Origin of the sequence: Candidatus Chloroploca sp. Khr17 (genome assembly GCF_004138165.1) — a bacterium.
Lineage (GTDB): Bacteria > Chloroflexota > Chloroflexia > Chloroflexales > Chloroflexaceae > Chloroploca.
This window is the reverse complement of the sequence record NZ_RYFF01000005.1, coordinates 1-13,946: the sequence shown is the minus strand read 5'-3', so window position 1 is coordinate 13,946 and position 13,946 is coordinate 1. Positions and strand designations below refer to the sequence as shown.

The following is a 13,946-nucleotide window of genomic DNA, read 5'->3' as shown; positions in this document are numbered from 1 at the left end:
TTTATTTTTGCACCAGCGGTAACCATACCCTTGGCAGCCGGTTGCCACGCACAATCGTGATCTGATTGACCAGCGTTGCATCGCTTATGACTTGCTCGGTTGAGGCTTCGCGCAAGGTCAACGTGACAAGCTCGCGCTCATTGGGCAACAGACGTGGATCAAGCGAGACAATGGTCCGGAACTGGGCTTCACGGAAGAGCGGGGGCTGTTGGCTGCCATCATTGACCAGATCGAGGCGGAAGCAGCCATTCGCATCAACCACAAAATCGCGGGTGGCCGACTCGAAGCGCACCGTACTGCCTTTGGTCGTCGAAGCAATCAGGCAGAAAAAAGCCGTCCCATTGCTCTGATTGATCACCGTATGGGTAAAGATCGCCTCGCCACCGGCCGCAGCCTCGGCGGTCTCGTCGCGTTCAAGGTCAGCATCGGGAGCAAGGCCAACGCGGGTTGTCGCGGTAAAGGGCAGGGTCAACGCAGGGTAACTGAGCAACGGATTCACCCCCTCAAAAGCTGGCACCGTTGCCGTGACGCTCGTGGTCGCCTGCACCGGATTGCCCAACGGATCGAGCACCTGGGCACCAGGGGGCACCCGCACCAGCACGGGCAGAGTAACCTCGGTCTCGGGCGCGAGCGTCACCGTGGTCGTCGGCAAGGTCGTTGTCCAGAGTTCGGTGATCCCGATGGCATCACGGGTCACAGCGGCAAGATTGGCCGTAACCGTTACATTGCCTTGATTGCGGAGCGTATGCTGATGTTCGACCAAAGCCCCGGGTCGGGCAGCGCCCACGGCCACCAGTGGATCAACCTGAAGGATTGGCTGCGCCCGAACACGTGTCTCCAACCGAGCGGTTGTTGGTGAGCCATAGGCATTGCTAACCGTCACATTCAGCACATTGACCAGACCAGCGCGTGCATTCGGATGCGCCCCTGGGGGCAAGGTCAACGCGAACGTCAGTTGCTTGACTTCACCATCTGCGAGGGTCAGAAGGGTACTCGTCACCGGATTCGTCACGAGCGTCCAACCCTCAAGCGGAGCCGACACATCGACCTGCAGGTCAACGAGGTTCAAGGTACCCGTATTCGACAAGGCAAGCGTAAAGAGCACCGTCTCGCCGGGGATCGCCTCGCGGATCAGATTTGCTTCCTGGAAGACCATGCCACGTCGCACCGGAAAGGCACCATACTCAGAGCTATTGCTGAGCACATCAGTGGCGATGAGCAGCAACTCGAGGGTGTCGGTCAGATTCTCGAACTGGCCGCTATAGAGGCCTTCGGGCGAGGCTGTGACCGTCACAAGCGACGTCAGACCCTGGCCGAGCGATTCAGGATCAGGGCGGAAAACTTCGATCGTACAGGTGACACAGCCATCGAGGGGCGCGGGCAAAGCCCCGGGTTCCAGCGTCGCGGTGATCACCCGTCCCTGGAACGTTCCATTATCAAAGACGCGCAGGCGCATCGGATCAGTGCCAGTGAGATCGATGATAGGCGGGGCAAGATCATGATTCGGATTGGTGGCGGCGGGCGAAGGAGCCGCACGCACAAAATTGATGCCCCCGGCCTGATTGAAACTGAGCCGATTGCCAGGGAGTTTCACCCGCTGGACATTGCCGTTGAGCAGAATACCAAAGCCCTCGTTGGCCCGCAGCGTATTTTCACGCACCAGCACATCAGCGATCTGGCTGACCGTTTCAAGCGCAATAGCATCACCACGGTTCGCCACAAGCTCATTCTGAGCCAGCGTCACAAACTGCGACGTACCTGTCACCACAATACCACGGCCATTCTCAAAGATCGCCCGATCCGCCATATGATCAGTCACCGTCGCCGACATCACATCAGTGAGACGAATTGCAGCCCCATCATTGCGACGAATGCGATTATTATTGCGAATCTGGACATAGTGCGCCCCCTCAACGACAATGCCCTCGCTATGACCAAAGCTAAGAAAGGGTTCGCCATCGGGTGGTGCGGTGGGCACAAAACCAATGCGATTGGCCTCAACCGTCGCGGTGAAAGTCTGCGTCCCCGAAATCACAATCCCAGGGTAGGCAGTGAGCGGATCATTATCACCCGCGACCGTATTGCCACTGATCAACGTCAGATACGGCCCCTCGGCGACAAGGATCTGCGGCCCGAGGTTGGGGCTCGCCACACGGGCAAACCCTTCGGCATCACGCAGCAAACCAGTGACATTGCCTTGCACATTCGTCGCACGGGTCTTGGTTCCCGTAATCACCATGCCAGCGCCAGCATTGCTCGCCACAAAATTATTGGTAAGCGCGGTCGTCTGCGCATCAAAGACCTCGATACCCGTACCGAGGTTCCCAAGGGCAGTGCGCGTATCCATCGTCAACCCGACGCGATTGAGGCCAACCGTCGTGGTCATACTCTCACTGACACGCAGCCCGAAGGAAGCGTTCGCGCCAAAGACATTCTCGGTAATTGTAGTATTGCTGGCCGCCTGCACGACGAGTCCACCGGCGGCATTGCCGGTTAGCGTATTGGTAATGACCGTTGTATTGCTGGCCCCATCGAGCCAGATCCCAGCAAGGGCCTGATCAGCGACCGTATTGCCCAAGAGCCGCGTACCTTCAACCCCAACGCCAACGTGAACCCCATAGGTTGCATTGGCGCTGATGGTATTGCCCATCAACGTTACATCAGTCGCATCAGGCTGGATCGCCACACCACTGGTGCTATTGTCCGTAATGATATTGCCCATCAACGTCACACCGGTTGCACCAGCGCCAATAGACACCCCACTCGTCGTATTGCCGCCAATCCGATTATTGGACAGAAGGGTCGTCGTTGAGGTGACAACCTCCACCCCACCAAGCGCATTGGGGCGAGCCTGGAAACCGCCAGGGGCTGGCACAAGGCCGATAAGCGCCTGCTCGATCCGATTATTGGCCGCCAGCTCACCAATGCCACCAATAATCACCCCGGGGCCTGCATTGGCAGCAATACGCAGACTATTGCCCGCACCCTGGAGCAGCGTCCCGGTGACCCCGGGGGCAATCAGCACCCCACCGCGACCATTGCCAAAGGCAGTCACCCCATCGGTACGGGTTCCAATAAACGTCGTCCCAGCGATCACGTTATCACGCGTGAGATCGCCATTGAGGCGCAAATGGATGCCATAGTTGACATTATTACTGATGACCAGCGGGGCCGCCCCCGAACCACCGATGAGGTTATTGCGTGCGCCAGCTTCAAGGAGCAAGCCATCGGCACGATTCCTGAAATCGTTATTGGCGCTATCGAGACCAACATAATTGGCCTGGACAGCATTCGTAATCGTACCCGAACCGCGCAGCAGAATACCGGCCTGACCATTATCCGCAATCACATTGGCGAGTTCGGCGCTCGTACCACCAATCACATTATTGGTACTGAGGCTACTGCTAATACTGGCAATTTGCACCCCATACTGCCCATTACCCCGCGCAACCAGGGTCGTTGACTGATTCTCACGTACAATGCCAATGAAATTATTCTGGACAAAATTGCCCGAGGCATTGCGAATAATGACCCCATTTTGCGTATTGCCGCTGATATAATTCGCCACACCAGGCCCACCGGCCCCACCGATCACATTGCCAGTGGCACTGCCCTCGATCCGAACGCCACTAAAATTTTGCCGCCCAGGGATCGTCTGTCCATCCGGATTGACACCGATAAACGAGCGCTCGACACGATTATTATTGCCCGTAATATAAATCGCCGAACCAAGAAATTCCTCAATCCCAAAATCCGAAAAGCCATAGAGACTCAGGCCCCGGATCAACCCCTCATTGCCAGCGAGTTGAAAACCGACGTCGCGGCCATTGCCATCGAGCTGAATCTTGGGAATCCCAAAGAGATCGTTCGCAATAATTTCAACGCGATCCGTCGTAAGCTTGGGCAACACCGGCTTCAAGGGGTCAAGCCGGACAATGCCACCCTCGGTTGAGAGCGGGCCATCGGTAAAATAACGGAAGGTAATGACTTTATAATCACTATTTGCTGGATGCGCATTCGCACTCACAATCGCCTGACGGAGGCTACAGGTACGACCGGGGCCAGGTTCCACACATCCATTGGTACCATCCAGATCTTCCAGGGTGTCAACAAAAAAGACCACCTCGGAACGACCAGACTGCGCGGGAAGGAGGGTGACCAGACCAAACGAAGCAACGACGAGAGCAACGACCGTGAGGAGAAGAAGAGTGTGCCTGCGCGGAGCCATGCCGAACTCCTTGTGCCGCCGCCGGGGCAACGGCGATACCATCGGGAGGAGAGCAACAGAGGATATGCCAAAAAAGCGCATCGATACGCGCTGTTATTTTAGCACGAGTCGTAACCACATGATAGAGTGTACCGATAGGAATTGAGTCCTTATCTACCGCGTACGACGCTCTACCGTAGTAGCGACATTCATCATATACTGCACCCGAATGAGATCACCTGATTGCGGTTCGGGATAAAGACTCTCACTGCCGAGGCGCGCCTGGCGGGGTTGGGTTTCGCCTACGTGGGTATAGGCAAGATCATAGAGGATCGTGCCATGAATATTGACCGCCTGAACCTGATTCAGCACAGCATCGCGGGTACCTGCAACAATCATCAACGTTCCTCCCTTGGGCATGTTTTCGTAGTCTGTAACGTACATTTTCTGCTCTGCTGCCGAAGGGAGTACCGGCGGATGGTCTTCCAGTATATAATCCGGTATGCACCCGATGCCGTCGGGCTAATGGTCTTTCAGTACATAATCCGCTATGCGCCTGATGCCGTCGGGCTAAAGCCCTCGGCTAGGCAATGCGAAGCCCACCTTCGTGGGCTAGAGCGGATTCATTTCTAGAAAACCATAAGCCCTCGGCTATGGGAAGCGAAGCCAACCTTCGTAGGTTGGAGCGGATTCATTTCTGGAAAACCATAAGCCGGCACTCCAGAAGACCGGGAAACTTCGTTGACAGACTACCTAGTTAGACGGTGGACCCGCGACGGCCAGGGCATAGCCAGCACCACCGAGATAGCGCCGGGCCACCTCCAGGATCTCTTCGTGGGAAACAGCGGCAAGCAACGCCGGGTAGCGCTCGATAAAATCGCGCCCAAGGTTATAGCGTTCCATCGCCAGCAAGGTTCCGGCCATGCCATCGTTGGTCTCAAGGCCAAGCACAAGAATCCCGGTAAGAAAAGCGCGCGCATCGGCCAATTCTTGCGCCGTTGGCCCTTCACGAGCAAAAAGGCGGATCTCGTGCAGCATCGCCTCGATCGCTCGTTCGACATCATGCGGGTTGACCCCAGCCACGGCTGACCAGGGGCCTGCGCCCAGATCAGCATCGAGGCTGCTCGAACAATAGTAGGCCATACCCTGGTTCTCACGCACCTCTTCGCCAAGTCGCCCCCCGAGCCCCAAGCGGCCAAGGATCAGATTGGCGAGCATCGCAGGATAAAAATCAGGATCATTGCGGGCGAGGCCGTGGACAGCCCAGATCACATCAGACTGGAGCTTGCCCTCCATCACGATATCGCAACGCTGCGGTTCGTGCAACGGCGGCACAGCGGGCAGGGTCGTTTTGGGCGGTGATTTGCCGGGGTTCCATGAGCCAAAATGGCGTTCCAGGGCCGCAAAGACAGCGTCAGGCTCAACATCACCAACCACAGCAATGATCGCATCCTGGGGATGATAAGCACCATGAAAACGCACGAGATCATCACGCTCTAGCGCCTGCACCGTCATAAGCGTCCCCGTCGCGAGGCGGCTATAGGGATGTTCGGGCGGATAGAGCAACGTATGGATCGCCCGTGACGCCCTAGTCATCGGCTCCTCTTCCTGTTCACGCAAGCTCATCAAGAACTGATTGCGCAGCTTCGTAACCTCGTGGCGCGGAAAAGTCGGATGGATGAGCATATCGGCCAGGAGTTCAAGGATGAGGGGCAAATCTTCCACCAGCGCCCGCCCGCCAAAACTCGTCGCGTGGAGCCCACCGGCGGCACTGACTCCACAGCCACGGGCCTCGGTTTCGGCGACCAACTGTTGAAAGGTACGCTCACCGGCACCACGAATAAGCGCAGCGCCGGTCAGCAACGCCAGGCCATTAGCGAGAGCCGGCTCATCAACCGCCCCCAAGCGCAACTCGCCCCGCACACTGACGGTAGGTGTACTGGGATTGCGATGCACGAGGGCGATCATGCCATTCGCGAACTGATACCGTGATGCCTGAGCAATCCCACCGATACTCCTGACCATACGGGTCTCCTCTCGACATTAGACACCGCTGTATAGTACCACGTTTGCCGGGAGGGGGTTGGGGGCCTGCGGCCCCGAGGAAGCCTTATGTGTACTGACGCCAACGGCCAGCTTCACTGGCCGTTGGCGTCAGCACACATAAGGAGAATAACAACGGGCCGTCCAGATTGGACGGCCCGCAGATAGCAAACGAACGAGGAGGAATTAGACGAACGACATCTCATCTTCTTCTTCGTAGACCATCACAAACTCAACGGGCTGGATATGCGTGCGGCGAGCCTCACGGCGGAGGCGAGCCTCGATCTGCGCCAGCAGTTCATCCGAGTTGGTCCCGGTGGAATTGGCCGCCTCGCGCAGCGACATACGCGTTGTACGATCGATACGGGCTTCACGCAAGTATTCACGCGACTCGGGAAGGCGACGAGCCACAGCATCAACCGAAAGATTTTCGTAGTTACCGTTCCGCATGGTGATATCTCCTTCTGTCTTCATTGTCGAGGTTACGAGTTCTGGCACCGTTGCCCTAACCCTGAGTTGTGCAGCAGCACTGCCGCCTTGTTGTAGTTAGTATACTCGATCTTTTGGTCAAAAGCAACAAGTCAAGAGGCTTTTCATTTGTACATTTTGCACAAATCGAGCATCTTTCTGGCTCAATCGGCCGTGATAGCGTGCTCAGGATCGGGTTGAGAAGACGACTGGATCTGGGTACGTGGGGTGAGCAAGGCGACCAGCAGCGCGAGCACCGCGACGACAAAGGTTGTCTGGAACATTGCCCTCATCGCCAGCGCGAGCGCACCGCGGGCTTGCGCACTCAACTCGGCGGCACCGGTAGCACCTTCGCCGATCAGGGCATCAAGGGGCACTGCCTCCGGGCTGAGGCCATACGAAAGCAGGATCGCCGTCAACTGCGACGCAAGGATCGCACCGAGCACAGCAACGCCGAAGGTTCCGCCAATCGTACGTGAAAACTGAAGCATCGCCGTTGCCGAGCCGAGATCGGGCTTGTTGACACTGCTCTGCACCGCAATCAGGAATGAAGGGATCGAAGCGCCCATCCCGAGGCCCATCAGACTCAGCGCAACCATGATCTCAAGCTGGGTTGTGGTGGGGCTCACGCGGGCCATCAAGCCAGCACCAAGAACAAACACGACCATGCCGGTGATAATCAAGGTACGGTAGCCGACCTTCAACAAGAGCCGACTCGCCACGATGCTCGACAGCACCCACGAAAGCAGCATCGGGGTGAGCGTTGTGCCTGCCTGTGTCGCCGACGTCCCCAGTACGCCCTGGACAAAGAGTGGCACATAGCTCATGCCGCCAAAGAGCACCCAGCCAGCGAGCACACCGTGCGCACAGGCTACGGCAAAGAGCCGCCAGCGAAAGAGGTGGAGAGGCAAAATCGGGGCCTCGGCACGGCGTTCAACGAGAAAAAGTGCAGTCAGCGTTGCCACAGCGACCATTAGCAAGACATTGCTCTGGAGGCTGCCAAGCTCATTGAGGCCGAGCAACAACGAAGCGACCCCGATGCTCAACAGGATCGCACCAGCGTAATCAATCGCAGGACGCACGCCTGCAGGGCGGGGGACACCGCGCCAGGCCATCCAGACCAGGCCTGCGGCAACGAGGGCCGCCGGCAAATTGATCCAAAAGACCCACTGCCAGGCCACGCGGTCAACAAGAAAGCCGCCGACCAATGGCCCCAGGATCGAACTGACGCCCCAGACACCCGAAAAGAGCCCCTGCACCTTGGTGCGTTGCTCGAGCGTAAAGATATCGCCCACAATAATGAAAGCGAGCGGCAACAAGCCACCGGCCCCCACACCCTGGACCGCACGCGCCGCGATCAACTGGCTCATACTGGTCGCCAGACCACAGAAGAGCGAGCCAAGCATAAAGACGGCAATCGCAACCATATAGACTGGTCTACGCCCATAGAGATCCGACAGCTTGCCAAAGATCGGCCCCACCGTGGTCGAGGTCAGCATATAGATCGCAAAGACCCAGCTGTAACTCTGGATGCCCCCGAGTTCAGACACAATCGTCGGCATGGCCGTCGCAATCACCGTGCTCTCCATCGAAGCCATAAACAGGCTCATCATCACCCCAAGCGTGATCAGCACGACACGTCTGCGGGTCACAGGCCGCCTCCTTCGCGCACAGAAAAGTGCCCAGTATCTGCTCAGTCAAATATTTCTAGGTTTGACTATACCATATTTTCGGCGGGCTGCGCCCGCCGAAAAACAATGGCAAGGAAGAGCCCGCATAGGGTGCGTTTACGAAAATAGGGCGTAAAGCCCAGCAGCTTCAGCGCTGGGATATGAGCCCTTCACGCACTTCAGCGGCTTCAGCCCCTTGACGAACAGGCGTACGTGTCTTATCATACGCATGGGTGTTCGCACCTACCCAAGTGAGCCTTGCCGGTTCGAGCGGACAAGCCTCTGCTCGGTAAAAGGTTCAAGGTCATGTGGCGCACTGGTTCGGCGGAAGGGGCCAACCTGAGAGCCGGGACAGGCAAGTGCATTCAAAGGCCACCCCCCACCCATGTGCTCCATGGAGCACGAGACTGGGGCGGCAGTCTCTGAAGCCCAAGCGTTTACGCTTGGGAGCCGTCACAAATTCCCGAAGGTTGCTATATACTCAAGAGAGTGACCTGAAGCATACCCTGGCTTGAGTAGCTTTTTCTATGGATAAAATTGCGCTTCTGGCGGATATTCACGGGAATCTGGCGGCGTTGCACGCGGTTGTGGAGGATCTTGAACGATGGGAACCCGATCTGGTCATTGTAGCGGGAGATATCCTCAATCGCGGGCCGCTCTCGGGGGCCTGTTTTGACCTGGTGAGGCGTTTTGCGGCTGAGCATGGCTGGCTGGTGATGCGCGGCAATCACGAGCGCTATGTGCTGCACTATGATGAGGAGCATCGCCGCCCCGATTTCCCCACCAGCGGGCCGCAGTTTGAAGTGAGCCGGGTCATTGCCTGGACCCATACCCAGGTGGCGCATCAGATCGCCGCCATTGCCGCATTACCGACTGACCTCACCCTCAACCTCGACGGTACGACAATGATGGTCTACCATGCCTCGGTACGCCATGATCGCGATGGCATTGACCCTTTCGCCCCCGCCGGGATCTTGCGTGAACAAATTGATCCACGCGCCCACATTTTTTGTGTTGGGCATACCCACGCTCCCTTTGTACGCCGGTTTGGGCCAACGCTGGTTGTCAATGTCGGCTCGGTCGGGCTGCCGTTTGACGGCGATCAGCGGGCCGCCTATGCCCGCCTGAGTCGCCAGCGCACAGGATGGCAGGCCGAGATTGTTCGTCTACGCTATGATGTGGCCGCAACCGAGCAACTCTTTCACACGAGCGGGATGACCGAAGCGATCGGAGCCCATAGTCGGCTCATGATCCGTGAACTTCAGACGGGACAATCGCTACTCTTTGATTTTGTGCCTGCTTATCACGACCGCATTATGAGCGGGAGGATGAGCATTGACGAGGCCGTGCAAGATTTTTTAAACCGCTCTCAACGTAGCCGAGAAACGAAGTGAACTGACGATGCAGCGTTCGATGTGGCCGTACCTGATTCTCTTTAGTGGTGTCTTGATCGCTTCGACGGCTTCGATTATGATTCGGTATGCGCAGGCGGCAGGCGTTCCGTCGATCAGCATTGCCGCTGGTAGACTGGTGCTCGCCTCGCTGATTCTCACGCCGCTGGTGCTCGCCAAGGCACGCCCCGAGTTGCAGCGCTTGAGTCGACGGGATCTGTTGCTGGCGCTTGGCTCGGGTAGCTTTCTGGCGGGTCACTTCGCGAGTTGGATCAGTTCGCTCGCCTACACTTCGGTGGCCTCGAGTGCCGCCCTAGTCGCAACCAATCCGCTCTGGATTGCCCTGGCTTCATTTTTCTTCTTCCGTGAGCGCCTGAGTTGGCGCACGATAGTGGGCATTAGTCTGACGCTGCTCGGCACCATCGCGATCTCTTTTTCTGACAGCGCCCAGAGCCTTCAACCCAACCCGATGCTCGGCAATCTGCTCGCGCTTGTTGGGGCAGCGACAGCCAGTGGCTACCTGCTGATCGGACGTTCGCTACGGCGGCGGCTGAGCATTCTGGCGTATATCTATGTAGTCTATAGCACCGCAGCCGTGGTGCTGGTGGTGTGGGCAATGCTCGCAGGGCAACCACTCTTCGGCTTTTCACCGTACGCCTACCTGCTTATCCTTGCCCTTGCCCTTGGCCCGCAACTGCTGGGGCACACCGCCTTGAACTACGCGCTTTCGACCCTCTCGGCAACCTTTGTTGCGATTGCCCTGCTCGGCGAACCAATCGGCTCGGCGATCTTTGCGCTTGTCCTCTTTCAAGAGCAGTTTGCCCCTTTGCAACTGATCGGCTTTGTGCTATTACTTGGCGGCATCGCCCTAGCCTTGCAGGCCGAACAGGGCAAAGGGTAATTTGTGTGGCTCTTCGCGCAACCAGGGCCAGCAGAACTGGCCCTGGTTGTGCAACGGTGCGAGCGAAGCACCAGGTTTACGGGGCGGGGCACGGGCCTGGAGGAGCTGGAACGACCGTCACCGCAATATTATCAAAGAGCCCAACGAGCTGGGTAAGCGAAGTCTGAGCCTGCTCGGTTGCCTTGCTGAGCACACCATCCTCGCAGGCTGCGAGCAGAATCTGCTGTTCAGCCTGACGGCGAGCCTCGGTTTCGAGATCTTTGTTTTCTGGAGCAAAGATGCCCCGGCTCCGGCTATAGACGCGGGTACGCTCATTATCGAGGGTGGTCGCAAAGATCATCGCTGGCGGCAAGCGCAGCGTCACACTCCGGCCATCGGCGGCAACGGTCACATCGTCGGTTGTCAGCGTATTGAGATCAACGCCCGCGATCACGGTACCGTGTGCAATGAGTAACAGCGCATCGCCCTCAAGAAAATCACCGACAACAGGAATATTGCTACCCTGGCGAACATCAATCACCGTCTGAATGCTATAGGACGCCGTCTCGAGGCGGCTCAACTGCTGCACACGCTGCACCACAGCGGCACTCGTAATAATTTGCGGCGTCGGAGTGGCAATCAGCGTCGCCACATCGGGCAGCGCAGGCACTCCCGCAAACATGTCACCAATGCGGCCTGCAAACTGATTCAAGGCAAAAAAACCGATCAACAGCGCCACGAGGGCACCGATCGTCAGATAGAGCACCGCCTGCGCGCAGCCACTCCCGCCACCCGAACCACGGCGATAGCGAGGATAGGGCGGCGCTTGATCATAGCCCATACCTGGTACACGAGGATCGTCGAAATCATCAAAGTCCTGATCAGCGGCCAACTCATCAGCCACCTCTTCGCCACGCGCCTTACGGAGGCGGCGCTGCATCATATTCTCGCGTTGCTCACGCGGATCATAGTCATTCATCGTCTTGCCATTGTTAGCATCAAAAGATCAGATTTTGGCCCCCACATGGATGGCCACAGCCCCCAGGCCATAGAGGCGATACGCGACATAGTTCCAACCGGCCTCCCGCATCAGATCGGCGAGGCGGTCGGGAGAGGGGAACGCCCGGGCCGACTGGGGCAAATAGGTATAAGCGCGGCGATCGCCGCCGAGCAACTGCCCAATCCAGGGCACCACCCCTTCAAAATAGAGCCGATGGCCCAGACGGATCACCGGATTACGCGGACGTGCCACTTCCAGGCATGCCACCATCGCACCGGGGCGAGCGACGCGATGCATCTCGGCGAAAGCCTGACGAATATCGGTGACATTGCGCATCACAAAGCCCGTCGTAATCGCATCAAACGTCTGATCGGGAAACGGCAAACAGAGTGCATCGCCCCCGACAAACTGACTAGAACGAGCGCCGAGCGCATCGAGTTTTGGTTGACCAGCCACCATCATTGGCAGCGTAAAATCCACCCCAACGGCCAAGCCATCGCGACTCCAGGCGGCAAGTTCAGGCAAAAAATCGCCCGTGCCGGTACCAACATCAAGCGAACGCCCGCCAACCGGGGGCGCAACAGACGCAACCACACGCCGACGCCAACCCTGATCGAGCCCGAAGGTCATGACGCGATTGACCCGATCATAGCCCGGCGCAATCCGGGCAAACATACGCTCAACATAACGAGCTTTTTCTTCAATTGGAGGGAGCACTGTCATATGGGTATTTCTTTTTTTGCTGCCGCAGCATGCCAGCAAAGCTAGCATGCTGCGGCAACCCGATGAAAGCTTTCGTGAACCACACTTCTCACCTTCGCTGGCAAGATCGTGCAGGGAAGAACCGATCAGCCCTACTGGGACTTGCGAGCGACCCAAAAGATCCGCTGGGTTTCTGGCCCAGGCGAACTCAGCGTAAAACTATCATAGCTTGCTTCGACAGTGAGCCCGGCGCGTTTGAACAAATCCGCAACCTCATCAGGCGAATACGCCCGTTCAACGTGGAGCTCATCGAAACGTTCGTAGCCACTGGTCTCATCACCAAGAAAACCGGTCAAGAGCATCGTACTGAGCGAAGACGTCGGCTCGAAATGGCTCCGTTCAACCTGGACATAGCCGGATTGCTCATGGATCGCGCACGTACCCCAGCCAAACTCAAGAAAATGGCGTGTATTCATATCAGCCACATAGAGGCCCCCCGGAGCCAGGGCGCGCGCAGCTGAGTCAAAACAGGCAGCGAGATCGTCGTGCGTCAGCATATAGTTCAGGCTATCGTAGGTACATGTTACCAGATCAAAAGCGGCGGACGACACTGTCCCGGCGAGGGTACGCATATCGCCCTGCAGAAACTGCACGGTTGCGCCAGGGTTCTCTGCGACACGCTCGGCCGCCATCGCCAGCATTGCAGCGGAAGCATCAACCCCAACGACACTCCACCCTCGTTCAGCCATCAAGAAGGCCAGCGTGCCAGTACCACAGGCAAGATCAAGCAAGCGACGACCCTGCACAGGATGCAGGGCAAGAACCTCGCGCAGATAGATGTGAACCAACAACGCAAAACGCACCTGACCGCTCAGATCATAGGCCTGGGCATACCGCTGATAGGGCGGCATCGTGGGTGTCTGTCGATACGTGCGATGAAACTGGGTCATTGCTTTGCCTGGATCTTGCAACGGCGGCTCATTGAAGCTCAATACAGGCAGGATACCAGGGTTGATGATCTGGCGCAACCCTATGTGGTTGCGTGGCATGGCTGATGCAAAGTCCCAGGAGGGTTAGATAGTGTCTGCAGATGACTTTGCATGATACTGCTGGCAAACACTCGCTCAGCGGGCGGCTGTGCTCCCAGGGCTGATGCAAAGTCATCCTGACGGGAGCACCGTCGGGCTGATGGTGTTCCAGTACATAATCCGGTATGCGCCCGATGCCGTGGGGCTGAAGCCCTCGGCTAGGGGAAGCGAAGCCCACCTTCGTGGGCTGGAGCGGATTAATTTCTGAAAGTCCATAAGCCCTCGGCTACGGTTCGCGAAGGCCGTCTGCGCGGCCTCATCCAGCCGGCGAAGGCCGGCTTCGCAGACGGTAGCCGAGCCGTTGACGGTGCCCCCGGAGCGTTGACTTTGCATCAGCACACGATGCGCCTGCCGGCGCACCACCACGCAGGAAAACGGGGGCGTGGGGGAACGTGGTTCCCCCATTTTCAGCGTAGCCCTGCGGTCATGCGGTGGTTGGGCAACCATACATCGATCCGTCTGCTATACTAGCGTCAGCACAGTTTCTTGAGGCTTGT

General features: G+C 57.8%; 10 protein-coding genes. 2 read left to right on the top strand and 8 right to left on the bottom strand.

The annotated features are described in order from the left end of the window. Position 1: 1 nt before the first annotated feature. The 5 genes from EKD05_RS04430 to EKD05_RS04410 form a co-directional block, all read right to left on the bottom strand. On the bottom strand, positions 2 to 4,228 hold the full coding sequence (locus tag EKD05_RS04430; protein WP_165360585.1) for a right-handed parallel beta-helix repeat-containing protein: 4,227 nt from the start codon (positions 4,226 to 4,228) through the stop codon (positions 2 to 4). 153 nt (positions 4,229 to 4,381) lie between these two features. Beyond that, positions 4,382 to 4,606, bottom strand: coding sequence for a hypothetical protein (locus EKD05_RS04425; RefSeq protein WP_129671234.1), 225 nt, complete (start codon positions 4,604 to 4,606; stop codon positions 4,382 to 4,384). A gap of 354 nt (positions 4,607 to 4,960) precedes the next feature. Continuing rightward, the gene (locus EKD05_RS04420; RefSeq protein WP_129671233.1) at positions 4,961 to 6,232 is read right to left on the bottom strand and encodes a pitrilysin family protein; all 1,272 of its coding nucleotides are present in this window, start codon (positions 6,230 to 6,232) and stop codon (positions 4,961 to 4,963) included. A gap of 204 nt (positions 6,233 to 6,436) precedes the next feature. Then, on the bottom strand, positions 6,437 to 6,700 hold the full coding sequence (locus EKD05_RS04415; protein WP_129671232.1) for a hypothetical protein: 264 nt from the start codon (positions 6,698 to 6,700) through the stop codon (positions 6,437 to 6,439). Positions 6,701 to 6,882: 182 nt separating this feature from the next. Next, positions 6,883 to 8,370, bottom strand: coding sequence for an MDR family MFS transporter (locus tag EKD05_RS04410; RefSeq protein ID WP_129671231.1), 1,488 nt, complete (start codon positions 8,368 to 8,370; stop codon positions 6,883 to 6,885). Between the two features lie 545 nt (positions 8,371 to 8,915). Between EKD05_RS04410 and EKD05_RS04405 the strand changes: the two genes are divergently transcribed. Together EKD05_RS04405 and EKD05_RS04400 are read left to right on the top strand one after the other, a co-directional pair. Beyond that, positions 8,916 to 9,782 (top strand): metallophosphoesterase, encoded by an 867-nt coding sequence (locus EKD05_RS04405; RefSeq protein ID WP_129671230.1) that lies wholly within the window; start codon positions 8,916 to 8,918, stop codon positions 9,780 to 9,782. Positions 9,783 to 9,789: 7 nt separating this feature from the next. Continuing rightward, entirely contained in the window at positions 9,790 to 10,680 is an 891-nt protein-coding gene (locus EKD05_RS04400) for a DMT family transporter (protein WP_129671229.1), read from the top strand. Positions 10,681 to 10,756: 76 nt separating this feature from the next. Here the strand turns inward: EKD05_RS04400 and EKD05_RS04395 are convergent, their stop codons facing one another. From EKD05_RS04395 to EKD05_RS04385, 3 genes are all read right to left on the bottom strand, one after another. Further along, positions 10,757 to 11,638 (bottom strand): DUF4230 domain-containing protein, encoded by an 882-nt coding sequence (locus tag EKD05_RS04395; protein WP_129671228.1) that lies wholly within the window; start codon positions 11,636 to 11,638, stop codon positions 10,757 to 10,759. A 27-nt stretch (positions 11,639 to 11,665) separates the two neighbouring features. Then, positions 11,666 to 12,382, bottom strand: coding sequence for a ubiquinone/menaquinone biosynthesis methyltransferase (locus tag EKD05_RS04390; protein WP_129671227.1), 717 nt, complete (start codon positions 12,380 to 12,382; stop codon positions 11,666 to 11,668). A gap of 131 nt (positions 12,383 to 12,513) precedes the next feature. Continuing rightward, positions 12,514 to 13,410 carry a class I SAM-dependent methyltransferase gene (locus EKD05_RS04385; RefSeq protein WP_240695632.1) on the bottom strand — a complete coding sequence of 299 codons (897 nt, stop codon included), beginning with the start codon at positions 13,408 to 13,410 and terminating at the stop codon, positions 12,514 to 12,516. Between the last annotated feature and the right edge of the window lie 536 nt (positions 13,411 to 13,946).

Coding starts and splice junctions, on each gene's coding strand:
- EKD05_RS04400 (WP_129671229.1), top strand. CDS start 9,790: ATGCAGCGTTCGATGTGGCCGTACCTGATTCTCTTTAGTGGTGTCTTG.
- EKD05_RS04415 (WP_129671232.1), bottom strand. CDS start 6,700: ATGCGGAACGGTAACTACGAAAATCTTTCGGTTGATGCTGTGGCTCGT.
- EKD05_RS04420 (WP_129671233.1), bottom strand. CDS start 6,232: ATGGTCAGGAGTATCGGTGGGATTGCTCAGGCATCACGGTATCAGTTC.
- EKD05_RS04395 (WP_129671228.1), bottom strand. CDS start 11,638: ATGAATGACTATGATCCGCGTGAGCAACGCGAGAATATGATGCAGCGC.
- EKD05_RS04385 (WP_240695632.1), bottom strand. CDS start 13,410: ATGCCACGCAACCACATAGGGTTGCGCCAGATCATCAACCCTGGTATC.
- EKD05_RS04405 (WP_129671230.1), top strand. CDS start 8,916: ATGGATAAAATTGCGCTTCTGGCGGATATTCACGGGAATCTGGCGGCG.
- EKD05_RS04425 (WP_129671234.1), bottom strand. CDS start 4,606: ATGATTGTTGCAGGTACCCGCGATGCTGTGCTGAATCAGGTTCAGGCG.
- EKD05_RS04390 (WP_129671227.1), bottom strand. CDS start 12,382: ATGACAGTGCTCCCTCCAATTGAAGAAAAAGCTCGTTATGTTGAGCGT.
- EKD05_RS04430 (WP_165360585.1), bottom strand. CDS start 4,228: ATGGCTCCGCGCAGGCACACTCTTCTTCTCCTCACGGTCGTTGCTCTC.